We start from the raw sequence: 23,947 nt of genomic DNA on the forward strand, positions 1-23,947 counted from the left end.
GTACGACTATTTTTAGTCTGGTGTTGTGTACCTAATAATTTAGGTTACGAGACTTTTAATATAATTCTTTGTAAATTAGGAATTATATTAAAGGTCTTTTTTATTACAAAAAAGGGGGATTCAATATGAAAAATTATTTTAATAAGACCAGCAATGAATTATTTAACGAATTTAATACGTCTAATGACGGACTTGATTCAAGCTCTTTGGACTCATTAAGAAATAAACATGGTTTTAACGAACTTATTGAAAGCGAAAGAAAAAGTCTAATAGTAATTTTCCTAGAACAATTTAAGGATTTTATTGTTGGGGTATTACTAGCTGCTTCAATAGTATCTTTTGCTGTAGGAAATAAAGAAAGTACTATAGTAATTCTAATAGTACTTATTGTTAATGCCTTACTTGGTACAATACAGCATGTAAAAGCGGAAGCCTCATTAAAAAGCTTAAAGGCTCTCTCAGCTCCAAATTCTAAAGTAATCAGAAATGGGGTAAAAATAGAAATACCATCTAGAGAGGTTTTACCTGGAGATATTGTTCTTCTAGAAGCTGGAGATTTTATAGCTGCTGATGGTAGAATTATAGAAAACTTTTCACTTCAAGTTAATGAAAGTTCACTAACTGGCGAATCTTTAAACATTGATAAACATTCTGAAGTAATAAACGACGAAAATATACCTTTAGCTGATAGAAAAAACATGGTTTTCTCAGGATCTCTTGTAACTTATGGAAGAGCAACTGTATTGATAACTGGAACTGGTATGGATACAGAAATAGGTAAAATAGCTCAATTACTTAAAAATACTCAAGAAAAGAAAACACCTTTACAAATAAGCTTAGATGATTTTGGTAAAAAGCTTACAATCGGTATACTTGTTATTTGTTTGGTTATTTTCTTAGTAGATATTTATAGAGGCTTACCAATAATAGACTCATTAATGTTCTCTGTTGCTCTTGCAGTTGCTGCTGTTCCTGAGGCATTAAGTTCTATAGTAACTATTGTTTTAGCTTTAGGAACTCAAAAAATGGCTCACGAAGGTGCTATTGTTAAAAAGCTGAAATCTGTTGAAAGTTTAGGTTCTGTTTCAATAATCTGCTCAGATAAAACTGGAACATTAACTCAAAACAAGATGAAAGTTAAAGAGTTGTATATAGATAATTCTACTTTAAAAAGCAATGAATTAAATTTATCTAATGACTTACATAGCTTTTTCCTTAATTCTTTAACACTTTGTAATGATTCTTCTATAAAGTCTGGTAATGAAATAGGTGACCCTACAGAGATAGCTCTTGTAAAACTTGCTTCTGAATATTCAAAGACTGAAGAAGAAATTAGAGATTCTTATAAGAGATTAAGTGAAATACCATTTGATTCAGACAGGAAACTTATGAGTACAACCCATAAAATTAATTCTTCTTATAGATTAATAACTAAGGGTGCAGTAGATGTACTACTTAATAGAATAAATCACATAGAAACTTCTGAAGGTATAAGAGATTTAACTCCTGAAGATAGAACTATAATCGAAACTGCTAATGAGAACTTCTCAAAAAGAGGTCTAAGAGTTTTAGCATTAGTTTATAAAAATCTTCCTGCTGAAACAGACATATCTTTAGAAGATGAATTTGACTATACTTTTGTAGGATTAGTGGCTATGATAGATCCACCTAGAGAAGAATCAGCAAAAGCAGTTGAAGACTGTAAATCAGCTGGAATTAAACCTGTTATGATTACTGGTGACCATAAAATTACAGCTTCTGCTATAGCTAAAGAGATAGGAATTCTTCAAAATGATTCTGAAGCCATAGAAGGAATAGAAATAGACAAAATATCTGATGAACAACTTAAAGAATTAGTTCCTAAGATTTCTGTTTATGCAAGAGTTACTCCTGAACATAAAATAAGAATAGTTCGTGCATGGCAAGATTTAGGAATGATAGTAGCTATGACTGGAGATGGTGTTAATGATGCTCCTGCTCTTAAGCAAGCAGATATAGGTATTGCTATGGGTATAACAGGAACTGAGGTATCTAAAGACGCATCTTCCATGATATTAACAGATGACAACTTTGCTACTATAGTAAAGGCTATTGCTAACGGAAGAAATATATATGCTAACATCAAGAACTCAATAAAATTCTTGTTATCTGGAAATACTGCTGGTATTTTATCAGTATTATATTCTTCAGTTATGGGTTTACCACTTCCTTTTGAACCAGTTCACTTACTATTTATAAACTTGGTAACTGATAGTTTACCAGCTATAGCTATAGGTGTAGATAAACCAAAAGGGGATTTATTAAAAGAAAAACCTAGAAAAGCCAATGCTTCTATATTAACTAAAGATTTTATGAAAAGCATCTTAAGTGAAGGCGTGTTAATAACAATAGCTACAATGGTTGCTTACTATATAGGATTGAATACAGGGGACAGGCACTTAGCAAGCACTCTCGCATTCTCAACTTTATGTTTAGCTAGATTATTTCACAGCTTTAACTGCAGAGGAAAAGAATCTATACTTAAGACAGGGTTATTTACTAACCAATATATTTGGTACGCTATACTTACAGGTTTAGCTCTATTATTAGCTATATTATTTATAACCCCACTAAGTTCTTTATTCTTAGTTTCTACTATAACATTAACTAACTTAGCACAAATATTTGGACTTGCATTAGCTCCAACTATATTAATTCAATGCTATAGAATTATAAAAAACTAATTAAATTCAAAAGAACTGTCGCACTAAATAATTAGTGCGACAGTTCTTTTTTATAGATTTATTTATTTTTTTCTTTCATTATTACTGTTAGATTTTCCTTTTTAGCTTTTTAACTTTTTAATAAGCATAATTAATTTAATTAAAATGACTTTAATGAGGCTTGAGAAGAAGCCTCTACAGTAATAAGGTTTACCTAATCTGGCCTTCGCCGTAGATTATATACTTTATAGTTGTTAATTCTTTTAACCCCATTGGGCCTCTTGCATGAAGTTTTTGAGTACTTATTCCTATCTCTGCCCCAAATCCAAACTCAAAACCATCTGTGAATCTTGTTGATGCATTAACATATACCGCTGCTGCATCAATTTCTTTTAAGAATTTTTGAGAATTAAAGTAATTGTTAGTTACAATAGCCTCTGAATGTTTTGTTCCATGAGTATTAATGTGCTCTATAGCTTCTTCTAAAGAATCTATAACTTTCACCGCAAGTATATAATCATGGAATTCTGTATCCCAATCTTCTTCAGTTGCTTTTACTACATCAGGTAATATCTTTAGAGTTCTTTCGCATCCTCTAACTTCAACATCATATTCTTTTAAGCCTTCATAAACTAATGGTAAAAATTTTTCAGCTAAGTTTTCATGTACTAGTAAAGTTTCACAGGCATTACATACTGATGGTCTACTACATTTTGCATTTATAAGTATTTTTTTAGCCATATCTAAGTCTGCGTCCCCATCAACATACACATGACAATTGCCTATGCCTGTTTCTATTACTGGAACTGTTGCATTTTCAACCACTGTTTTTATTAATCCTGCTCCACCTCTTGGTATTAATACATCTATATACTTATTTAATTTCATCATCTCTTTAGCTACTTCTCTGCTAGTGTCTCCAACTAACTGAACTGAGTTTCTTGGGAACCCAACTTCTTCTAAAGCATCGCCTATAACCTTAACTATTGCCTTGTTCGAGTTAATAGCTTCACTTCCACCTCTCAATATAGTGGCATTACCAGTTTTTAAACAAAGCACTGCTGCATCCAATGTAACATTAGGTCTAGCTTCATATATTATTCCTATAACCCCTAGAGGAACTCTCTGTTGACCTATTTGTAAGTTCGCATGATTTTTCCACATACTCACTACTTCTCCTATTGGATCTGGTAATGAAACCACTTGACCTACTCCTACTGCCATTTCTTCTACTCTAGCTTCTGTAAGTCTTAATCTATCAAGCATAGCTTTTGATGTACCTTTTGCTTCTGCGACTTCTAAATCTTTTTCATTTTCAGCTATTATTTCATGTTTTCTTAAAAGAATGAACTCTTCAATCTTTTTTAATGCCTTATTTTTCTCTTCTGTAGATGAATTCCCCAAAAATCTTGAAGCTTTCTTAGCTTCTTTTCCCATTTCAATTAAATTACTCATTAATTAGCCCCCTTTTATTTATAAATAGCGTACCTAAATCTTGTCCTTCAAGAATGTCAAATAATATCTCTGGATCTTTACCATTTGTTAATATCATATTAACTCCTGCATCTAAAGCTACCTTAGCCGCAGCAAGTTTTGTTTTCATTCCACCAGTTCCTTGAGACGACCCTGCGCCACCTGCAAATTCTTCTAGTTCTTTGTTTACCTCATATATTTCTTTAATCATCTTTGAATCTTCATTATGTCTAGGGTCTGAATCATAAAACCCGTCTATATCAGATAATATAATAAGTAAATCTCCTTTAATTAGCTTTGCTACAATTGCAGAAAGATTATCATTGTCCCCAAAATTACATATGTTTTCTATCTCATCTATAGATACAGTATCATTTTCATTAACTATTGGAATTACGCCTTTTTCTAAAAGTGTTTCAAAGGTATTGATAACATTGTTTCTTATATGCTCATCTTCCACTACATCTCTTGTTAAAAGAACTTGTCCAACCACGTTTCCATATTCACCAAAAAACTTACTATAAATATGCATAAGTTCGCACTGTCCAACTGCTGCTACTGCCTGTTTTTCTCTAATAGTATTAGGTCTTTCTACTAGATTAAGCTTACTACACCCAACCCCAATTGCTCCAGAAGATACTAATACCACTTCTTTACCTTGATTTCTTAAATCTGCTAACACCATAGCCAGCTTATCAATTCTTTTTAAATTTATCTTACCATTATCATAAGTTAAGGTAGATGTCCCTACCTTAACTACTATTCTTTTACTTTCTTTTACTATATTTCTTCCCCAATTCAATTTAAAGCCCCCTTGCTTTTCCTAAACAAAATATTTTATATATTATAACATATAACCATTAAATAAATATATAATTATTCTGCTTTATGACATTACCATATCGCCACCATTAACATGTATAGTAGTTCCTGTTATAAAGGATGCTTCTTGGGATGCTAAAAACACATAGGCACCTGCTAATTCCACAGGTTGAGCAGCTCTTCCTTGCTTATTATCTGTTCCAAAATTCCCAACCTTTTTTTCATCAAATGAGGCAGGAATAAGTGGAGTCCAAACTGGTCCTGGTGCTACAGCATTCACTCTAATTCCTTTAGATACAAGGTTCATGGCTAATGATCTAGTAAAACTAGTTAAAGCACCTTTTGTTGAAGAATAATCAATTAAAGTTTCATGCCCTCTATATGCTGTGATTGATGTGGTATTTATGATACAATCTCCTTTTTGAAGATGAGCTATAGCTGCTTGAGTCATAAAAAAAGTTCCAAAAATATTTGTTTCAAAAGTCTTTTTTAGTTGTTCTTCTGTTATATCTTCTATATTTTGTTGTTCATATTGAACAGCTGCGTTATTTATTAGTATATTTATCTTTCCTAAAGAACTTATTACTTTCTCAATAGCTTTATTGCAGAAATCTTTATTTTTTATATCTCCAGCTATTAAAACACATTTACGGCCTGCTTTTTCTATCTCCTTTTTTGTGTCCTCTGCGTCCTTACTTTCATTGTTATATATTATAGCTATATCTGTTCCCTCATTGGCTAAAGCTACAGCTGCAGCTTTTCCTATTCCGCTATCTCCACCTGTAATTACTGCAACTTTATCTTTTAATTTTCCATTTATAATTCCATAACCCTCTGACTTAAAAATTGGTGTAGGGTTCATTTCCTTTTCTATCCCTGGTTGGATATTTTGATGTTGCTCAGGAAATTTTTTTGGAAAGTTTGCTGTAAAATCCATACTATTTTCCTCCTTAGTACTCTATTCATAAGTGTAGTATTTTCAAAAGCATCTATTTTTAATCACCAATTATTCCAAGGTATACGTCCAAGCTTTTTATCTAAAAATATATAAGAAAGGTTGGTGATTGTTTTGGAGAGAAGAGTTATTAATCCTGGAGACTTAAAAGCTAGAATAGAAAACACTTTTAAAGATTTTTACTGGGTAAATAAATACGAGATTAATGCAAAAAATGATCCATTTTGGGCTAAGGTATTTATTAGTCCTGATTTAATTCCTTTCTATGAGATAGAAGGTTTTTTAAACTTTTTAGATGACAACATAGATAAGGCTACTTGTACTATTGTTTCAACTAACAAAGTAGTTCCTATTGGAGATGGATATGGTTCAGGTGAAGAGTTTATTTATTTCTTAGGAACAGATGAAATTAAAGCATTACTTACTAAATCCTATGACCTATCTTTCTCAAAATATATAGATGCTATAACCAAAGTTAATGAAGATATCCACATAATAATTAAAGAAAAGCAGCCTTTAAAAGTATAAATATAAGCCTAGGATTAAAATCCTAGGCTTATATTTAAAGTTATTATATACATTAATACAGTTTTTAAGATTTAATATGTATCAGTATAGACTTTAAATCCCCATAAGCAGAAGAGTAGACTTTAGATCTTCGTAAGCAGAAGAGTAGATTTTAAATCTTCGTATGCAGATGTGCATATCTTTTTATCTTTAACCATTTCACCTATTATATCTAGAGCCTTACTTTTCTCCATTCCTTTTCTATAAGGCCTGTCTTCTGTAAGAGCTTGATATATATCACAAACTGCTAATAGTCTTTGTTCTTCTCCTAATTGCTCTGCTAAAAGTTTTCTTGAATAACCACTTCCATCAAGTTTTTCATGGTGACTTATTGCCCATTCTGTTACTTCACTAATGCTTGTCAATGGTTTAAGAACACTATAAGTATAATCAACATGACTTTTAACTATGGTAAATTCATCTTCAGTAAGTTTTCCATTTTTATTTATAAACTCTTTAGGAACTGCTAGTTTTCCTATATCGTGTAATAAACCCGCTATTTTAAGTTTTATACATTTAGTTTCTTCGTATCCTTTATATCGACCTATACGATAAGCCATCTCAGCTATACCTCTAGAATGTCTTGCAGTAAAGGAACTTCTAGAGTCTATTATTTCAGCGTAAACTTCAGCTACTTCCTGAAATTCATCATCATTCAAGACATCATTAATTAAGGGTTTATTTTGTTCTAACCATAAATCTCTAGCATTTTCATTATTTAATACATCCCAAAATTCTTCATCTGATGTAATACTATTCACTGCTTTTATAACTTCATCAGAAATAAAACTCTCCAAGTTACTTGCTAGCAATTTAAATAACTCTTTATGTTCTCTTTTATCAATCAAGTGATTGTGAGTTTCTATTAAATCACTTGCTCTAATTATTTGACTAATTAAGGGGATATCTTTACCTACTTTTCCAAAAGGGCCTGTTCCATCAACATTTTCATGATGATATTTTATATAATCTTCTAAATGTTTTATGTGAGGAATTCCTCTAATTAATTTCGAACCGTCCTCGCAGTGATTCATTAAGATTTTTTCTTCGTTAGCCTCTCTAAATGCAACTTTAGCTAATCCTAGATCATGGAGATATGAAGATATATATGCATCTTTCTTCAAACTTAATTGTAAATTCATTTCGCTTGAAATTTTTAATGCTATGAAAGCCGTTCCCTTAGCATGACTTATATAATCACCTTTAACCCTATCTGTTTTTACTCCATTTATATATTCTCTAATTGTAGTGTTTGTGGCTATCTCACTTAAGCTTACAGTTATAACCAATGATTCCATTATTTCTTCTAGTTTTACTCGCATTTATTTCATCCCCTAATTCTACACAGTCACACTATCATATATTATATTTTAAAGTAATTCTTTAATTATTCAATAAATATCTACTAAAAACTTTAGTTTTCTGTAAACTGTAATTTTTTTGTTTTCTCTTATCTATATTTAAGCTTTATTGAAATGATTATTTTACTATGTTAAAATCTATCTTAAACAATATAATCTTAGGAGGAGTTAGTAATGAAAAAAGAAATTATATCTACTTCCAAAGCTCCTGGAGCTATAGGCCCTTACTCTCAAGGAGTAAAAATAGGAAACTTAGTATACACATCTGGACAGATTCCTTTGAATCCTATAGATGGATCAATGCCTTCATCTATAGAAGATCAAACTAAACAATCTTTAGAAAATTGTAAAGCAATATTAGAAGAAGCTGGTACAAGTTTAGATAATGTAATTAAAACAACTGTATTTTTAGCAGATATGAATGATTTTGTTAAAATGAATGAAGTTTATTCAACATACTTCTCAGCAAATCCACCTGCTAGAAGTGCAGTACAAGTAGCCAAGCTTCCAAAAGACGCACAAATCGAAATAGAAATGATAGCAACTATATAATAAATTCGGAGGAATAACAAATGAAATATACAACTTCAGGTGTATGCGCAAGAGAAATATCTTTTGATGTTGAGGATAATAAACTAAAAAATGTTTCTTACGTTGCTGGCTGTAATGGAAATTTACAAGCTTTAGGTGCTTTAGTAGAAGGACTAGATATTGATACAGTTATATCTAAACTTCAAGGGATTGATTGTAAGCAAAAAGGAACATCCTGTGCTGATCAATTAGCAAAAGCATTAATAGAGTATAAATCTTCAACTGTAAATTAACATATTAAAACAGATGATTCTAGGAAAGAACCATCTGTTTTTCTATTCTAACAACATATTTTTAAGCTTTATTTTCTTTTCCTTAGTAAGACCAAATTCTTCTTCTAGATACTCGTCTATACTTTCATATCTTTCTTTTATTGCTGATAAAAATCCCTCAATATACTCTCTCCTTACCCCCATAAGAGCATCTAAGAGATATTCTACCTCTGGATACTTTTCTATATCCTTTATACTTTTTTTATAAGCTTCATTTGATTCATAAAAATATTCTTGAGATAAAAGATAATCTTCGATTATAGTTTCTTCTGGTACATCTATTGCAAGTAATAATAAAGCTGCCCCTATACCAGTTCTATCTTTACCAGCAGCACAATGTTGAAGTATTGGATATTTATCTTCATCTAAAGCATAATTTATTAGCTTCTTATAAGCTTCATTTCCGAAAGCCATTTGTATATATCTTTTTCCAAGTATATCTAATGGATTTTTTATAGCTCTTATTTGTTCTAGGTTTTTAGCTAGATCTTTCATATCTAAATTAACTTCATTGCCATCTTCTAAGGTCATGGCAGATATATTTACATACTCTGTTCCATCAAGTATAGGATCAGGCTTCTTATCCACCTCTTCTTTGGTTCTATAATCAAATATGCTCTTAATTCCTAGATTAAGAAAGGATACCTTATCCTCATCAGTTAGTGAATTTAATCCATCAGACCTGTATAATTTGCCCCATTTTATAGTTTTTCCATCCTTTGTTTTGTATCCACCTAAATCTCTAAAATTAACTAATCCGCTAAATTTAAGTCTTCTCTCATTACTCAAAGGCTTCCCTCCTTCTAAAATAATTTTTCTTTTAGTATTTTATCCTCTTATTTCTTTAAAGATACCAGTATACTAAAACCTATAATTTAATTTTATAATAAAATCCTTTACTTTTATATAATTAATATTAATAAAATTTGGTTAGACTATATATTGAGGTGATTAATATGTACAGTAGTTTTGGTGTTAACTTAGATAAACAATACTCTTCTTTATCTAGAAGAACAAAAATTCCTAAAATAAGACATAGAGAATGCGAAGATGATTGCGAATGCCATATGAGTGAAAAATACTTTAAAGAAATGAATGGCGCCGTAGATTATCTTAAAGATAAGTTAAAAGATTTCAAAAACTCTGTTTCTATGGAAATGGGAATGGATGAAGATAATATTAACATATCTTGTTGCTCCCATGATTATTGCATTAGCAAAAAACACTTGGCTTTAGTAGGAGTAGGTACTCTCGCTTTTGTTTTAGGGATTAAAGCCATGAAAAATCATAGATAAAATAAAACTGCTCAATATTTATATTGGGCAGTTTTATATTTTCTATTTAATTAGGTTTTCTAAATGATTAAATGTAGTTTCTGTAGATCTTATTTGAGATTCATTTCCCACTACTACTATACAATTATCTTTTAAACTTTCTTCTATAAGATTGCCGTAAGCTTTAATGTCTTCTAATGTGGTATTTATAACTTGTTCTCTTTCTCTTATTAAATCTTCTTCCGAGTATCCTGCATAATATTCTACTATAGCTTTATCTGCTTTACTATCTGGATTAGAAGGAACGTCTAATTTACTTACAGTTCCTATGATATATTTCACCATCTCTTCTTTAGTTGCATTAAAGTTCTTTAAATACTCTACAGTGCCTTTATATGCATCAAATGTTTTTGTAATATTAGGATCTCTATATGAGCTAAAATACAAGAATCCATCTTTACTTAAATTGACCCTTACTCCATAAGCTCCACCTTCAACTCTTACTTTACTCCATAGATAATCAAAATTAAGTATTGTATTTAATACTCTCATATTTCCTGAATACTTAAATCCTTTATCTAAATAACAGCCACCTAAAGTAACATAGTTTATGTTTGCTTGTGTTAAGAATCCTTCATTCATTTTTTCAAGTTTATAATTATAATCTTGGTTTTTAACTTGTTTATCAATTAGTCCTTTCTTTAATATCTGTACATTATTTTCTATTAAAGAAATGTTTTCCTCTTCCTCTGTAAAAGATATAGTTAAATTATTAATATTGAAAACTGTATCTGCTATTTCTCTCAACTTATTAGTAACACTCTTTGGATCACTCTCTAATGTCTTTTCTATGTTGCATATAAATTTATATAATCCTATACCTCCAATAGAGTCTTCAAAATATCCTCTAGGTGACATATAACTTAAAACTCTTAAACTACCAAGAACATTTCCTGATGCCACCATAGCACCCTCGTATCTTGACTTTATCTCTCTTACTATTTGAAGTATTCTTGTATTGTCTTCAAATGAAGTTTCAGTTACTACCTCAGTCATAAGTTCAAGTAAGTTAGAAACCTTAGAACTTAGAGCTTTACCGTTTACTACAAGTGCTGGTACGAAGTCTTGTTTATTATCTTTTTTATAAAAACTTCTTGCGGAATAACTTATTCCTCCTGTACTCATATTTATAGCATTTGTAAGTTCTTCATAGCTTTTATTTTGAGTATTTATTCTTCCTAATAAAAATGAAAGTAAAGCTAGATATTGACCTTCTTCCTTATTTATTACTCTTCCATCAAAGATTAACTTTATATATGAAATCTTATTTGTAAACATAGGAGTAAATAAAGTTTTAATTCCTTCTATATTCTTTTCAACTAAAGTTATCTTCTCTACATCCTTAGATATATCCTCTAAAGTTAGCTTAGGTAATGTATCTAACTGTTCTTTAGTGTCCGGAGTAATTTGTCTTTTTCTTAATTTCTCTTCATCTTTTTTAATATTTTCTATATAATCCTCTGTAAAAGTAGCCTTTATATCCTTAAGCTTCTCTTTAAGTTCTATTTCAGTTTTTTCAGTTAATCCCTTTTCTGGAGTCATGCTTATTATGGTTTTGTGATTATTACTTAAAATGTATTTATTAATTAATCCTTCAAAGTATCCTTTTGATGATTTATCTCTTATAGACTTAATTATGTCCGTATATTCTAAGTTTAAAAAAGGTTCTCCTCCATAAATCATGCTTTCTAGAACTGTAATTCCATATATAAGGCCTTTTGGATATCCTCCAAAGTTAGCTTCTCTTAATTCAAATTCTTTTCTATTCACAGCTCCAGTTATAAAATCCTCTGGAATTCCATTCTTGCTTATATCAGTTAAAATTTCATCTATTTTATTTATTATACTTGCTTTATTTTCTTCATCTGTATTTTTAATAGTTATATTAAGATATGGTTGTTTTATTCCACCTTCAAACCTTCCTGTAACTACCTTAACTATACCACTATTTATTAATTTATTTTTTAGGAGCGCATTATTAGCAGTAAGTAGTATATATTCTAAAATTTCAAAGGATAAAACTAATTCTCTATCTAATGCTCTGCCTATTGAATAGTTAAGAGAAAGATAGGATTTATTATTAACTTCATCATCGTTTGAAATTCCATATGACATTTTTATTTCCTTAGGTTTTTTAAAAGCTTCTTGAACACCTAAGTTAGGTGGGATATTTTGATAAGAATATTCATTTAGATAATTATCATTTATAAATGCTAATTCTTCATCAGTATCGCCGTCTCCATATAAAAATATAATACTATTAGATGGATGATAATATCTTTTATGAAAGTTAACGAAATAATCATAAGTTAAATTTGGGATAACTGCTGGGCTACCACCTGAATCATTACCATAAGTAGTATCTGGATAAAGTGACCTTGAACTTGCTCTGGAAATAATGGAATCTGGGGATGAATATACTCCCTTCATTTCATTATAAACTACTCCATTTATCTTAAGTTCATCAGTTTCTTTATCTATCTCATAATGCCAACCTTCTTGCATGAATATTTCTTTTTCTTTGTATATGTTAGGATTTAATACTGCATCTAAATATACATCCATTAAATTAAAGAAGTCCTTTTTATTTTTACTAGCAATTGGATACATTGTTTTGTCAGCGAAGGTCATGGCATTTAAAAATGTATTTAAAGAACTTTTTAATAATTCTACAAATGGCTCTTTACTTGGAAATTTTTTAGATCCACATAAAACTGAATGTTCTAATATATGAGCAACTCCTGTACTATCTTCTGGTGGTGTCTTAAAAGTAATAGCAAATACTTTATTATCTTCATCATTACTTATTTTTATTAATTTAGCTCCTGTTTTTTCATGTGTAAACACTAACCCTTTGGAGTTTATTTCATTTAAATCTTTAATATTTTCTAATTTAAATCCACTATATATAGTTCCTTCTTTATAATTCATCTCACTCATCCTTTCTTACTTTTAAATTCTCCATAGTTCTCATAATTTATGTTATTAAGATTATTCTAATTTTTCTTTTGCTATATGTCTATAATATGATGAAAAAAAAGAGGGTATTCACTGAATAACCTCTTATCAAATCCTTGCGACCAATGGATTTTATTTTTTCGAATTAGCGATTTCAATATTTACTTTTCTTCCTCTAACTCTCTTACCTATACAATTTTTCATTATGTCTCTTGCTACTTCTTCAGTTGCATCGATAAATGAGTATTTATCAAATATATCTATATCGCCTATATCTTCTTTCTTTAATCTTAAGCCTTCACCTAAAAATGCTATAAAGCTCTTAGGATTCATTCCATCTTTTCTACCTAAATTAACAAATAATCTTTCATATCTTCCTTTAGAAGTAGTAGATCCTATATTATTTTCTGAATAATCATAAGAAACTTCTTTATTGTAGATTATGTGCATAAGTGAAGCTGCAACCTGTACTAAATTGAATTCTTCATCTATTTGTTCTGCTAAAGGTATAAATTTACTATAATCTTCACCTTCAATAGTTTCTTTGATTCTTGAGTATATGTTATTATATTTAGCTTCAAATATATCATCTATTGTTGGTATATTTTTTCTCTTTATCTTACTATTTGTAATTCTTTCTATTTGCTTTAACGCTCTATACTCTCTTGGAGTAACTAAAGTGTATGCAACACCTTCTCTATTAGCTCTACCAGTTCTTCCTATTCTATGTACGTAGGATTCTGTATCTTGTGGTAAATCATAGTTAATTACATGAGTTACATTTTCAACGTCTATTCCTCTAGCTGCAACATCTGTAGCTACTAAGAATTCTAAGTTTCCTTCTTTAAATTTCTTTAAAGTATTCATTCTGTAGTTTTGGCTTAAGTCACCGTGCATACCTTCAACGCTATATCCTCTTGCTTGCATAGATGCTACTAATTCATCAACACCTTTTTTAGTCTTACAGAAAATTATTGCTGCTGTGGGTGCATCCACGTCTAGAATTCTACATAAAGATTCAACTCTATCACTATGTTTTACTTCATAATAATATTGGCTTACAGTAGATACTGTCATAGCATTTTTTATGATAGATATATGTTGAGCATCATCTTTCATATAGTTCTTAGCTAATTTCTTTATTTCTTGAGGCATAGTTGCTGAGAATAATAAAGTTTGTCTTTCTTCGTTAGTATTCTTTATTATTTCTTCTATATCTTCAACAAATCCCATATTAAGCATTTCATCTGCTTCATCTAAAACTAGGAACTCTATGTTTCTTAGATCAACTACTCTTCTTCTCATAAGATCTAAAACTCTTCCTGGTGTTCCAACTATGATGTCTATACCTCTTGATAACGCCTTAATTTGTCTATCTATAGGTTGACCGCCATATACAGGTAATATTCTAGTCCTCGTATGTTTAGCTATTCTAACTAATTCTTCATTTACTTGTATTGCAAGTTCTCTAGTTGGTGCTAAAACTAAACACTTAACTTTATTTCCTGCTGAAGTAATATTGTTAAGTACTGGTGCTCCAAATGCCAAAGTCTTTCCAGTTCCTGTTTGTGCTTGCCCTATAACGTCAAATCCATCTAATAATACAGGTATTACTTGTGCTTGTATTTTAGAAGGTTCCTCAAATCCCATATCATCTATGGCTTTTAAAACATCCTCTTTTAATCCTAATTCTCTAAAATTTATTTCGCTCATTCAGTTTCCTTCCTTCTCGTTTATATTTCAATTTTTTCTTTATATAAACAGTTTTTGTTTTTTATTTAATAAATATTCTCTTTTGCAGATTGCCAACAAAAAACCCCATAAGAAATACTTCTTATAGGGCTATAACTTACTATCTTCTGAAGTTTCTGTTATTATTGCTTTGAGCTTTTCTTGCTTTTCTACAGTCTGCACATCTTACTGGATCATTTTCAAATCCTTTTTCTTTGTAGAATTCTTGTTCACCTTCAGTGAATACGAAATCTTTTCCACAGTCTTTACATACTAAAGTTCTATCAGCCATTCTTACATTCCTCCTTTTAATCTCAAGATCTTAAACACACACAACTTGTTCTTAAAAGAAGAAATGTTGTTAATAGTATTTAAATCTTTAATTTACCTTGGCTATTGTAGTATATCATAAACCACTAAAAATTGCAACTACATCCCATTGCGCCTCCTTAGTAAAGCCTTGATTACACACTATTCCTATTATATACAACTAATGTAATATTTATACCAAAAGAATAAATTTTATGTTAACAATTTCTATTTCTTACGTAAATTGAAAAGTTAACTTCCGTTGTAACCATTCAGCTATAGTAATTTAATTTTTAGTAAGTATATTTTTAGATATGAGTTATATAGTTAGTAATTTATTCATAGAGTACTTTCTTAATTAGAACATATATATCAAAAACTAGTGATAATAGAAAGTTTTTTAAAAATAATGATATCACTTGTACTAAAATCATTTAATAGCTTAATAGTTACTAAATTTATTTATTTTCTATTTTTTTGCATTCTATAATACATTTTGAAACATATAAAGAATAACATTAGTATATTTGCTATAGTAAAGTATATAGGAAAATTATAATTTTCCGTATATATTACTATTATAGTATATACTATCGTAGAAAACACCTCCACAAGACCTAATATTAACATATTCTTACCAAATAAATCAGCTAAAAAATCCTTATCGTCTAATTTAGAATCATAACCTGAAATAATCTCTACACATTTTGTTGATTTTATAACATATCCTATACCTGAAGTAAAAATCCCAACTAATAAAAAAATTATGCATACTACCAACTCTGTCTTATTCATATAATAACCTCCTCTATATATTAATTTGCTTTGTAAATTTTAAATCTTCTGAATCATGAGAAATTATAAAGCATATTGTAGATTCCTTTATAGTATCTATATATTCTATTAAGTTATTTTTAGAATATGTATCAAGAGAAGAAGTAGCTTCATCCAATATTAATATTTTAGGTTTACTAATTAGAGCTCTGAGTATCGCTATTTTTTGTTTTTGTCCTCCAGATAGATTCCCACCTTTAGTTAACAATACTCTATCTAAAAATTTGTCATCAACCCCTTGAAATCCTATTTTATTTGACAATTCTAAAATCTCTCTTTTACTAATATTTGAATCTAGCTTGATATTCTCAAAAACTGAAGTTGAAAAAAGCTGGATATCTTGAGGAACTATTGCTAATATTCTTTTTAAAGATTCAGAATTAATCTTAGAAATATCAATATTATTTATTTTTACAAAACCATCTGTTGGTTTAATAATACCACTTATAACATTAATTAAGCTACTTTTCCCACTTCCATTATTTCCACTTATTTTGATAATATCTCCAACTTTAAAGTTATTAGAAAAATTCTTTATTATATTTATATTATATTTTATCGTAATATTAGAAAGTATAAGATTTTCTATTTCATTAGAAATAGTTTCTTGTTTAAGATTACTTTCACCAAATTCTTCAAAATTTGTAATTTCGTTTAATCTATTTATATTAACTTTAAACCTTTGATATTCAGTATTAAATGTTTTAAGACCATCTATATGCGTTATTAATTGTTGATAGTAACCATATAATGCTATTAATGTTCCTATTGTTATTAAACCATTTATAACTTTAAATCCACCATATATCCAAATGATAATTAAAGGAACAAAGCTTATTATACTAAGATATGAATTTAAAAAAACTTTAAACCTTGTGAAATTATATATTATGGTTTTATTCTTTTCTAATTGGATTAGTAGTTTATTACTACTATAATTCTGTAGTCTCATATATAAAATTGTTTTTATGTTTCCAATAATATCTGTAATTACATTATTAGTTTCAGAAAATTCCTCAATTGTCTTCTTTTCATATTTTAAAACTTTTTTTCCAGATAAATAAAAACAAATACAAAATGCTATTAAAAATACACTTGAAATAAGTGCAATTTCTTTATCCAAAATAAATATTACTATTAAAAAAAATATAATATTACCTAATGATATTATTGTTTTAATAGATGTATTAAGTAAAAAACTAATAATATCATTCAGTTCATTTATTAATCTATATATTATTTCTCCAATATCTTTTTCAAGAAAAAATGAAAATTCTTTTGAAAGTATTTTTTCAAATACTTTTGTTCTTAGATCTATAAGTATTTTTTGTTCAAGATTTACATTTATCATCGCAATTATGCCCGACATAAATAGACTTAATATATAAATTATTATAAACAAAACAAATCCATTTATAAGATACTCTTTATTTAATTCAATTAAAGATTTATCTATAATATTTTTTGTCACCAATAATGTAATATTGCTTAATATTGAATTCCCAATAATAAACAACAACAATAAAATGTACATATATTTATACTTAAAAAAATAGGCATATATAGATTTTTTTTTCATTATTTTTCTCACTTTCTAAATTCAAAAAGCAAGATAATAATAAATTATTATAATCTTGCCTTTTGATTAAATTAAATGTTTCATTCTACCAAAATGCAACTGCATTCCATAAAACTGCGCCTGCTTGTACAGCAAATTGAACAGAAATCGCTACAGTAGTTAGAACAGCAGCATATATTGCAGCAACCGGAACTGCTACACCAGGTTTTATTGCTTGTGTAGAATTATTTACCTGAGATATCATTGGAGTATTATATTCGCCCATGTATACTTCCCCCTTTTAAGATTTATATATTTAAATACTCATGTATATTTAAATATCATTTTTATATCTAATATGTTTTTGATATATACACAAATCAGAAAAAGTATTATCTTCTTCTAATATTTCAAACTTTAAATTACCTAAATATCTGAAATTCAATATAGAAATAAAATTTCTATATTCACTATCATTTTCTAATGATAGTATTTCTAAGTTATTGAATTTTTTATTTGTAAATGTAGAATATATCCCTGTTGCCCATTGAACCAATTTAGATACTAATTCTGTATCGCATAGAAATTTTTCATCAAAATAGTAAAAATGTAATATTACGGATAGGCTTAGGTTGTTTTTACGTGATAAGCTAAATAGCCCAAGCATTTCATTATTCTTTGAGATTAAGTAGTACTGTTCTATATTATAAAATGAGTAATCTCTTAAAGTGTTTTTGCTAAATATAAAACTTGGAGTAAACTGAGGTTTACTTTTTAAATTATCTTTACTAGAAAAAGTATCAATAAGCTTTTCATCTGTTAACAGTGTACATGTATATTCATTAATATTAACTCTAAATAAGCTTTCATAAGGACTTAATACACCTTCTTCCAACCCATTCCAGGTTATGATCCCAATTCTCCAACAAGTAAATAGTAGATTATTTACATCTGTATCTATTCTTGAAATATTAACTTGTGGATAAATTTCTGATAATTTTTTTATTATGTCCTTGACAGTATTTTTTCCTGTACAATTTTCAAGTATTATTTTCCCTTCAGTATTTAACACTAATTTATCAAGCGATTTATATTTTTTAGATACTAAATATCTTTGACCATTCTCTTCATCTAACAAATATGTTACATATTCTTCTGAAAATACTGGGTAAAAGTTATTACTTTGTATCAACATAATTAACTCCTCCTAATTTATATTAAGTAATTAGAATAAACATCTATATTTCCATCTGGTAATTCTTTAAGTAATGTTAACTCTTTAGTAAATTTAAATGTATTTACTAGTTTATCTATCTTATTATTGAAATTATAAATAGTTATCTTACTTATATTAGGAAAATACTTAATTAATTCACCTTTAATATAAGTAAATAATCTATCATTAAATTCATCTATATTAGATATTATTTTAATCTCTGCACTTGCATTTTTAAACGGTGGATTTGGTAAAATTTTTAGACATACTATGTTCTTAAAAGTTTCTTTTTCTACTGTTGCAAAATATAATTCTTTATAGTCGAACATTGCTACTCTTATGCTTTGCTCTATCAATTCATTTTTTTCTGTATACGGTGATATAAAAAAGTTAGTATTAGAATTAGTTTCCTTTATGATATTTGATATATCAAATACATTTTTAGGTTCAAGCATTATATACTTATACACACTTAACACTTCCTTCATTAAGAATATCTTCTAAAGTTAAAGACTTAAAATCCTTTGTATCAATTAAATCAATATATAATTGATTATCTATAAAATTTTTAGGCATATATGAATACAAATTATTTAGTTCCATATCATCAGCTGAATTAATTTTTTTGCACAATTCTTTTACAAAAGGAACAGACCATATTTTATCTAATCCATTATCCCAATAATCTAATAAGCTATATTTTCTTATGTTTCCAATCCTTATTGGTATATATGGAGAAATTTCTATATTTCCATATGCATCTATATTAATAGATATATTGTCTCTGTCTCCATCCATTGTTGCACTAGTTAGGTGTTCAATAGGATCACCCCATTCAGTTATAATTGTACTGTCATTTTTATTTAAATGATTATTAAAAACTTTTCGTATTTTCATGTAATCTAAATAAGTAGGTACATAATCTTGTAGATTTTTTGCAGCTCGTCCCATAAGCATTAGTGGTTGAGCTCTAAAGCTTTCTACTCCTAAACTCTCACATAATTCTAAAGCATTAGAATATTCATTTATATTTTTTTTAGTAGGAGTACATGAAACAGCCGTTGAAACATTATTGTTTCTTAGATTTTTTATTGCTTGAATTGCATTATCAAATGCTCCTTTCTTTCCTCTTAGCCAATCATGTGTTTCATGAGTAGCTCCATCTAAACTTATCTGAACTAAACCTATTCCTGATTCTTTTAAATTTTTAGCAACTTCTGATGTAAGTAATTCACCATTACTTACCATATTTATAGAAGTACGTTTTTTTGTTCCAGTTCGTACCTTTTTTATTACCTTATATAATAAATCTTTTCTAATTAAAGCTTCCCCACCACATAAACATAATGTTGTTGGATTGAATTTTATTATATCGTCGCAAAGTTTTAATATTTCTTCGTCAGTCAACTCAGGAACATCATTCTTATGTTCTCCACTTGAGTTAAAACAGTGTAGACACCTTAATGTACATTTATAAGTAACATCTAATGCAATTATTGTTGGATTATCAATTCGATTAGCCACAGTATACCATCTCCTTGCATATAATTTAGTAATTAACTTTTTTCCCTATAATAGCATATATTATCATTATATGTCAAATAAAAGTCTATGCTATTTTTTATTCCGCTATTTTTTATTATAAAAATTGACAAGCCTCCTTTTTATAGTTATTATTTCTATATAGTTTAGCTTAAAGGGGGAGATTTTCATTAGCGCGAATTTGAAAAAACTAATGAATTTTAGTAACAAAAAGCCTGTAGCTATAATAATATCTGCAATACTAATCATAGCTTTAATCGTAGTAATTAAAATGAAGCAAAAAAACATAACAATAGTTATAGGGGATGATACTCAGACTATAACTACTTACGGGAAAACAGTTGAAAAGGTTTTAAGTTCCAATAATATTACTCTTGGAGAAAAAGATAAAATTGAACCAGCCTTGGATTCTCTACTTAATAAAAATGACACTATAACAATTAAAAGAGCAAAAAACATTACTGTTTATTTAGATGGTAAAAATCTAACCTTCCTATCTGCTGAAGATAATATCGCTTCAATGATACAAGCAGAAGGTATTTCAATCCAACCAGAGGATAAGGTTGAACCTATCAGAGAATCTACTCTTACAGAAGATATGCACATCAATATAGTCAGAGTTGAAACTAAAGAAATAACTGAAAACATAGCTCTTGATTATTCTACTGAAATTCAAAGTGACAATAATATATTAGACATATTTAAGAAAACTGTACAATATGGCGAAAAAGGAAGCAAAGATATAACATATAGAGTTGTATATGAAGACGGAAAAGAAGTTTCTAGAAGTGTTGTTAAAGAAAACATAACTAAACAACCTGTTAACGAAATAGTGGTTAAAGGAACTCAAAGTGCTGTTGCTCTTAGTAGAGGTGGAGACCCTATGTCTTATTCTAGAAAAGTCAGCGTAAAGTCTACAGCTTATTGGGCAGTAAATGGAGTAGGCAGTACCTATACTTCAAGTGGAAAATTAGCTCAAAGAAATAGTGAAGGTTATAGCACAATAGCAGTTGATACTTCTGTATTTCCTTATGGAACTAAGATGTATATCCCTGGTTATGGCTTTGCTATAGCTGCTGATACTGGTTCCAGTATACTAGGCAACAAAATAGACGTGTATTTTAACACAAAACAAGAAGCTCTTAACTGGGCAGTAAAAAATGTAACTGTTTATGTTTTAGAATAAAATAGTATAAAAAAGCGGCTCAAATGTTTGAGTCGCTTTTTTGTTACAATATGAATTTTGTTATAACTAAAGTCAAAGCATAACTTATAACTCTAGCTCCATTAATTATTATAAAATTTTTAACTGAAAGTATAAAAGTCTTGCTCTTAACATGATCTTTTTCAAATACTTTTATATTCCTGTTAACAATAATAAATGTAGCTAGCGCCAATATAGATAATAATGGTTCAATGCCTAATATGATTAATATAACTAAATCTACATATGCAATGTAGTATGTCCACTTAAATACTTTTAAAGCATTATCATTTCCTACATATACTGGCAGAGTATATCTTTTATTTTCTATATCATCTTCTCTATCACATATGTTATTAGCTAACATTATATTAGCTATTCCTGCTATAGCTGGTATCGCCAAAAGGAATATATATAGTACTTCTTTTATGTTTAAGTTCAGGGATAATATCGCCTCATTTAAACTCACACCTATAATTCTACTACTAGAAATATGTATGTATATTGATAAGAATAGTATTATTCCTCCCATAAAAAAACCTGAAAGTATCTCTCCAAACGGAGTCCTAGATATAGGAATAGGCCCAAAAGAATAGCAAACCCCTATAACAAAGGAAACAGCTCCTAATATGAGTACTATGATATTTGTATTTAGAAACAATATAAATCCAAAAATAACCGCTGTAATTAATAGTCCTAATATAACTATTATTACATTACCTTCCTTGAGATTATCTTTAACTATAGCATTATGTACTTCATAACCATAGCCATACTTTCTAACAGCCTTTTTGTAATCCATATAATTATTTATGGCTGTAGTAGCCATATCTATACATAATAGAGATATAAACATCAATAAGAAACTCATCAAGTTAAATTCACCAAATCTATATATAGCTATTAATGTTCCTAAAGCAAATGGAGTAACACTAGCAGCTTTAGTCTGAATTTCTACTAATTTCAAAAAACTTTTTATATTCATTAACTCCCTCCTCTTTTGTATTCAATTTAATATATTATATAAAATTCTCTTCACAAATTTCAAATGTTTTTAATATCCATTTCAGCTATTATCCCCAGAATAAAAAGAGAGTCAAATAAACTCTCTTACTATCTTACAAAATTTTTAGTTTTCTCTTTTTTAGGATTATTAAAAATTTCTTCTACTGAACCTTCTTCTATTATTTCTCCATCAGCCATAAATAAAACCTTGTTAGCTACTCTTTTTGCAAAAGCCATATCATGAGTTATGATTAATATACCCATACCCTTTTTGCTTAACCCATCTATAACTGTAGCTATTCCCTCTGTAAGCTCTGGATCTAAAGCTGATGTTGGTTCATCAAAACACATTATCTTAGGGTTTAATGCACAAGCTCTAGCTATTGCAACTCTCTGCTTCTGACCACCAGAAAGTTCAAAAGGATATGCATTCTCTTTATCCTCTAATCCTATTTGATTAAGTAGTTCATTAGCATCCCTCTTTGCCTCATCTTTTGATATCTTAAATACATTTACAGGAGCTTCAATTATATTTTCTAAAACAGACATATGTGGAAACAAATTATAGTTTTGAAAAACCATCCCCAGATTTTTTCTGACTTCCTTCATGGTATCTTTTGAACAATAAACAACTCTTCCATTCTTTTCTTCAAACAAAGGAATATCGCTTATCTCTATACTTCCCCCATCAGCTTTCTCTAGCCCATTTATACATCTTAAAACCGTGGTTTTTCCTGCACCAGATTGTCCTAATAGAGCAACTATTTCTCCTTCTTTTACCTGAAAGCTTACATTTTTCAAAACTTGTTTACCTTTAAAAGATTTATTTAATTCACTAACCTTTAATGTCATGGTGAGTCCTCCCTATTGATAATAAGAATACTTTTTCTCAAGTACTTGGAATACCTTTGTCAGTACAGCTGTAAGTAATAAATAAAATACTGCAACTACTACTAAAGGAACCAATGATGCATCTCTATTTGAAGCTGTTTTAGCAACTTTTAAAAGTTCATCTAACCCAACTACATATACAAGTGCAGTATCCTTAACAAGTGTAATCACTTCATTTGCTACTGGAGGTAATACTCTTTTAATCATCTGAGGAAATATTATTCTAAAAAACGTTTGAGAATTAGACATTCCCAAAACTTCCGAAGCCTCATATTGTCCCTTATCTATAGACTGTATTCCAGCTCTGAATATTTCCCCATAATATGCAGCATAGTTTAAAACAAATGCTATTATAGCTGCTGGAAATCTATCAAAACTTATTCCTATTAACGGTAGTCCAAAAAATACAAACACTATTTGCAATAATAATGGAGTTCCCCTCATAAGCCATATATAACCTTCAGTTATTACACTTATTATCTTTACTTTTGATAGTCTTCCTAATGCAATTACAATCCCTAAAGGTATTGAAAGGACTAATGTTACTATAAATATTTTAAGAGTACTTACAAGACCTTCTGTTAGCGAAGGTAATAAACTTACCACATAATCCATATTATAT

At 28.9% G+C, this 23,947-nt stretch carries 23 protein-coding genes; 6 read left to right on the forward strand and 17 right to left on the reverse strand.

The features are described 5' to 3' along the window. Nucleotides 1-125: 125 nt before the first annotated feature. The gene (locus B3N22_RS21425) at nt 126-2,723 is read left to right on the forward strand and encodes a calcium-translocating P-type ATPase, PMCA-type (protein WP_286910405.1); all 2,598 of its coding nucleotides are present in this window, start codon (nt 126-128) and stop codon (nt 2,721-2,723) included. 189 nt (nt 2,724-2,912) lie between these two features. Here the strand turns inward: B3N22_RS21425 and B3N22_RS21430 are convergent, their stop codons facing one another. From B3N22_RS21430 to B3N22_RS21440, 3 genes are all read right to left on the reverse strand, one after another. Continuing rightward, the gene (locus B3N22_RS21430; RefSeq protein WP_286910406.1) at nt 2,913-4,157 is read right to left on the reverse strand and encodes a glutamate-5-semialdehyde dehydrogenase; all 1,245 of its coding nucleotides are present in this window, start codon (nt 4,155-4,157) and stop codon (nt 2,913-2,915) included. Continuing rightward, nucleotides 4,150-4,977 carry a glutamate 5-kinase gene (proB, locus tag B3N22_RS21435; protein ID WP_286910407.1) on the reverse strand — a complete coding sequence of 276 codons (828 nt, stop codon included), beginning with the start codon at nt 4,975-4,977 and terminating at the stop codon, nt 4,150-4,152. Before proB ends, B3N22_RS21430 begins: the two co-directional genes overlap by 8 nt. Before the next feature lie 84 nt (nt 4,978-5,061). Then, entirely contained in the window at nt 5,062-5,934 is an 873-nt protein-coding gene (locus tag B3N22_RS21440; RefSeq protein WP_286910408.1) for an SDR family oxidoreductase, read from the reverse strand. A gap of 132 nt (nt 5,935-6,066) precedes the next feature. Here B3N22_RS21440 and B3N22_RS21445 point away from each other — a divergent pair, with 132 nt between their 5' ends. Next, nucleotides 6,067-6,480: a hypothetical protein gene (locus tag B3N22_RS21445; RefSeq protein WP_073020286.1), complete on the forward strand. Its 414-nt coding sequence runs from the start codon at nt 6,067-6,069 to the stop codon at nt 6,478-6,480. A gap of 122 nt (nt 6,481-6,602) precedes the next feature. On the opposite strand, the gene B3N22_RS21450 is transcribed toward B3N22_RS21445, so the two are convergent. Further along, the gene (locus B3N22_RS21450; protein ID WP_286910409.1) at nt 6,603-7,841 is read right to left on the reverse strand and encodes an HD-GYP domain-containing protein; all 1,239 of its coding nucleotides are present in this window, start codon (nt 7,839-7,841) and stop codon (nt 6,603-6,605) included. A gap of 213 nt (nt 7,842-8,054) precedes the next feature. On the opposite strand from B3N22_RS21450, the gene B3N22_RS21455 reads away from it, so the two are divergent. Together B3N22_RS21455 and B3N22_RS21460 are read left to right on the forward strand one after the other, a co-directional pair. Beyond that, a complete protein-coding gene (locus B3N22_RS21455) occupies nt 8,055-8,432 on the forward strand; it encodes a RidA family protein (protein WP_021804293.1) in 378 nt (125 codons plus the stop codon). Between the two features lie 20 nt (nt 8,433-8,452). Beyond that, on the forward strand, nt 8,453-8,704 hold the full coding sequence (locus B3N22_RS21460) for a TIGR03905 family TSCPD domain-containing protein (protein ID WP_286910410.1): 252 nt from the start codon (nt 8,453-8,455) through the stop codon (nt 8,702-8,704). Between the two features lie 42 nt (nt 8,705-8,746). Here B3N22_RS21460 and B3N22_RS21465 read toward each other — a convergent pair whose 3' ends face one another. Beyond that, complete coding sequence (locus B3N22_RS21465; protein ID WP_286910411.1) at nt 8,747-9,532, reverse strand: tyrosine-protein phosphatase; 786 nt, start codon at nt 9,530-9,532, stop codon at nt 8,747-8,749. Nucleotides 9,533-9,699: 167 nt separating this feature from the next. Here B3N22_RS21465 and B3N22_RS21470 point away from each other — a divergent pair, with 167 nt between their 5' ends. Then, on the forward strand, nt 9,700-10,038 hold the full coding sequence (locus tag B3N22_RS21470; protein WP_286910412.1) for a hypothetical protein: 339 nt from the start codon (nt 9,700-9,702) through the stop codon (nt 10,036-10,038). Between the two features lie 42 nt (nt 10,039-10,080). Here B3N22_RS21470 and B3N22_RS21475 read toward each other — a convergent pair whose 3' ends face one another. The 9 genes from B3N22_RS21475 to B3N22_RS21515 form a co-directional block, all read right to left on the reverse strand. Further along, the gene (locus B3N22_RS21475; protein WP_286910413.1) at nt 10,081-13,008 is read right to left on the reverse strand and encodes an insulinase family protein; all 2,928 of its coding nucleotides are present in this window, start codon (nt 13,006-13,008) and stop codon (nt 10,081-10,083) included. A gap of 159 nt (nt 13,009-13,167) precedes the next feature. Next, nucleotides 13,168-14,748: a DEAD/DEAH box helicase gene (locus B3N22_RS21480; protein WP_073020273.1), complete on the reverse strand. Its 1,581-nt coding sequence runs from the start codon at nt 14,746-14,748 to the stop codon at nt 13,168-13,170. A gap of 139 nt (nt 14,749-14,887) precedes the next feature. Beyond that, nucleotides 14,888-15,058: a zinc-ribbon domain-containing protein gene (locus tag B3N22_RS21485; RefSeq protein WP_021804288.1), complete on the reverse strand. Its 171-nt coding sequence runs from the start codon at nt 15,056-15,058 to the stop codon at nt 14,888-14,890. A 479-nt stretch (nt 15,059-15,537) separates the two neighbouring features. Further along, the gene (locus tag B3N22_RS21490; protein ID WP_286910414.1) at nt 15,538-15,870 is read right to left on the reverse strand and encodes a hypothetical protein; all 333 of its coding nucleotides are present in this window, start codon (nt 15,868-15,870) and stop codon (nt 15,538-15,540) included. Nucleotides 15,871-15,883: 13 nt separating this feature from the next. Then, complete coding sequence (locus B3N22_RS21495) at nt 15,884-17,488, reverse strand: ABC transporter transmembrane domain-containing protein (RefSeq protein ID WP_286910415.1); 1,605 nt, start codon at nt 17,486-17,488, stop codon at nt 15,884-15,886. A gap of 85 nt (nt 17,489-17,573) precedes the next feature. Continuing rightward, complete coding sequence (locus B3N22_RS21500) at nt 17,574-17,753, reverse strand: hypothetical protein (protein WP_286910416.1); 180 nt, start codon at nt 17,751-17,753, stop codon at nt 17,574-17,576. A gap of 48 nt (nt 17,754-17,801) precedes the next feature. Then, the gene (locus B3N22_RS21505; RefSeq protein WP_286910421.1) at nt 17,802-18,662 is read right to left on the reverse strand and encodes a PqqD family peptide modification chaperone; all 861 of its coding nucleotides are present in this window, start codon (nt 18,660-18,662) and stop codon (nt 17,802-17,804) included. A 17-nt stretch (nt 18,663-18,679) separates the two neighbouring features. Further along, nucleotides 18,680-19,153, reverse strand: coding sequence for a hypothetical protein (locus B3N22_RS21510; protein WP_286910423.1), 474 nt, complete (start codon nt 19,151-19,153; stop codon nt 18,680-18,682). Then, complete coding sequence (locus tag B3N22_RS21515) at nt 19,146-20,207, reverse strand: radical SAM/SPASM domain-containing protein (protein ID WP_286910425.1); 1,062 nt, start codon at nt 20,205-20,207, stop codon at nt 19,146-19,148. The genes B3N22_RS21510 and B3N22_RS21515 overlap by 8 nt, the downstream gene beginning before the upstream one ends. 211 nt (nt 20,208-20,418) lie before the next feature. Here B3N22_RS21515 and B3N22_RS21520 point away from each other — a divergent pair, with 211 nt between their 5' ends. Next, nucleotides 20,419-21,411, forward strand: coding sequence for a 3D domain-containing protein (locus B3N22_RS21520; RefSeq protein ID WP_073020272.1), 993 nt, complete (start codon nt 20,419-20,421; stop codon nt 21,409-21,411). A gap of 43 nt (nt 21,412-21,454) precedes the next feature. Here B3N22_RS21520 and B3N22_RS21525 read toward each other — a convergent pair whose 3' ends face one another. The 3 genes from B3N22_RS21525 to B3N22_RS21535 all read right to left on the reverse strand — a co-directional run bounded on the left by B3N22_RS21525 (nt 21,455) and on the right by B3N22_RS21535 (nt 23,940). Next, nucleotides 21,455-22,414, reverse strand: coding sequence for a 1,4-dihydroxy-2-naphthoate polyprenyltransferase (locus tag B3N22_RS21525; protein ID WP_286910429.1), 960 nt, complete (start codon nt 22,412-22,414; stop codon nt 21,455-21,457). A gap of 128 nt (nt 22,415-22,542) precedes the next feature. Then, nucleotides 22,543-23,286 (reverse strand): amino acid ABC transporter ATP-binding protein, encoded by a 744-nt coding sequence (locus B3N22_RS21530; RefSeq protein WP_286910431.1) that lies wholly within the window; start codon nt 23,284-23,286, stop codon nt 22,543-22,545. 12 nt (nt 23,287-23,298) lie between these two features. Continuing rightward, complete coding sequence (locus B3N22_RS21535) at nt 23,299-23,940, reverse strand: amino acid ABC transporter permease (RefSeq protein ID WP_073020269.1); 642 nt, start codon at nt 23,938-23,940, stop codon at nt 23,299-23,301. Nucleotides 23,941-23,947: the final 7 nt, after the last annotated feature.

It is taken from the genome of Clostridium sp. UBA1652, from assembly GCF_002320975.1.
In the GTDB taxonomy this organism is placed as follows: domain Bacteria; phylum Bacillota; class Clostridia; order Clostridiales; family Clostridiaceae; genus Clostridium_T; species Clostridium_T intestinale.

Bases quoted from the DNA above. Each gene is read 5' to 3' on its own strand.
- B3N22_RS21485 (WP_021804288.1), bottom strand. From the start codon at position 15,058: ATGGCTGATAGAACTTTAGTATGTAAAGACTGTGGAAAAGATTTCGTA.
- B3N22_RS21490 (WP_286910414.1), bottom strand. From the start codon at position 15,870: ATGAATAAGACAGAGTTGGTAGTATGCATAATTTTTTTATTAGTTGGG.
- B3N22_RS21475 (WP_286910413.1), bottom strand. From the start codon at position 13,008: ATGAATTATAAAGAAGGAACTATATATAGTGGATTTAAATTAGAAAAT.
- B3N22_RS21520 (WP_073020272.1), top strand. From the start codon at position 20,419: ATGAATTTTAGTAACAAAAAGCCTGTAGCTATAATAATATCTGCAATA.
- B3N22_RS21535 (WP_073020269.1), bottom strand. From the start codon at position 23,940: ATGGATTATGTGGTAAGTTTATTACCTTCGCTAACAGAAGGTCTTGTA.
- B3N22_RS21500 (WP_286910416.1), bottom strand. From the start codon at position 17,753: ATGGGCGAATATAATACTCCAATGATATCTCAGGTAAATAATTCTACA.
- B3N22_RS21495 (WP_286910415.1), bottom strand. From the start codon at position 17,488: ATGAAAAAAAAATCTATATATGCCTATTTTTTTAAGTATAAATATATG.
- B3N22_RS21505 (WP_286910421.1), bottom strand. From the start codon at position 18,662: ATGTTGATACAAAGTAATAACTTTTACCCAGTATTTTCAGAAGAATAT.
- B3N22_RS21455 (WP_021804293.1), top strand. From the start codon at position 8,055: ATGAAAAAAGAAATTATATCTACTTCCAAAGCTCCTGGAGCTATAGGC.
- B3N22_RS21525 (WP_286910429.1), bottom strand. From the start codon at position 22,414: ATGAATATAAAAAGTTTTTTGAAATTAGTAGAAATTCAGACTAAAGCT.
- B3N22_RS21470 (WP_286910412.1), top strand. From the start codon at position 9,700: ATGTACAGTAGTTTTGGTGTTAACTTAGATAAACAATACTCTTCTTTA.
- B3N22_RS21530 (WP_286910431.1), bottom strand. From the start codon at position 23,286: ATGACATTAAAGGTTAGTGAATTAAATAAATCTTTTAAAGGTAAACAA.
- B3N22_RS21480 (WP_073020273.1), bottom strand. From the start codon at position 14,748: ATGAGCGAAATAAATTTTAGAGAATTAGGATTAAAAGAGGATGTTTTA.
- B3N22_RS21460 (WP_286910410.1), top strand. From the start codon at position 8,453: ATGAAATATACAACTTCAGGTGTATGCGCAAGAGAAATATCTTTTGAT.
- B3N22_RS21440 (WP_286910408.1), bottom strand. From the start codon at position 5,934: ATGGATTTTACAGCAAACTTTCCAAAAAAATTTCCTGAGCAACATCAA.
- B3N22_RS21425 (WP_286910405.1), top strand. From the start codon at position 126: ATGAAAAATTATTTTAATAAGACCAGCAATGAATTATTTAACGAATTT.
- B3N22_RS21430 (WP_286910406.1), bottom strand. From the start codon at position 4,157: ATGAGTAATTTAATTGAAATGGGAAAAGAAGCTAAGAAAGCTTCAAGA.
- B3N22_RS21450 (WP_286910409.1), bottom strand. From the start codon at position 7,841: ATGCGAGTAAAACTAGAAGAAATAATGGAATCATTGGTTATAACTGTA.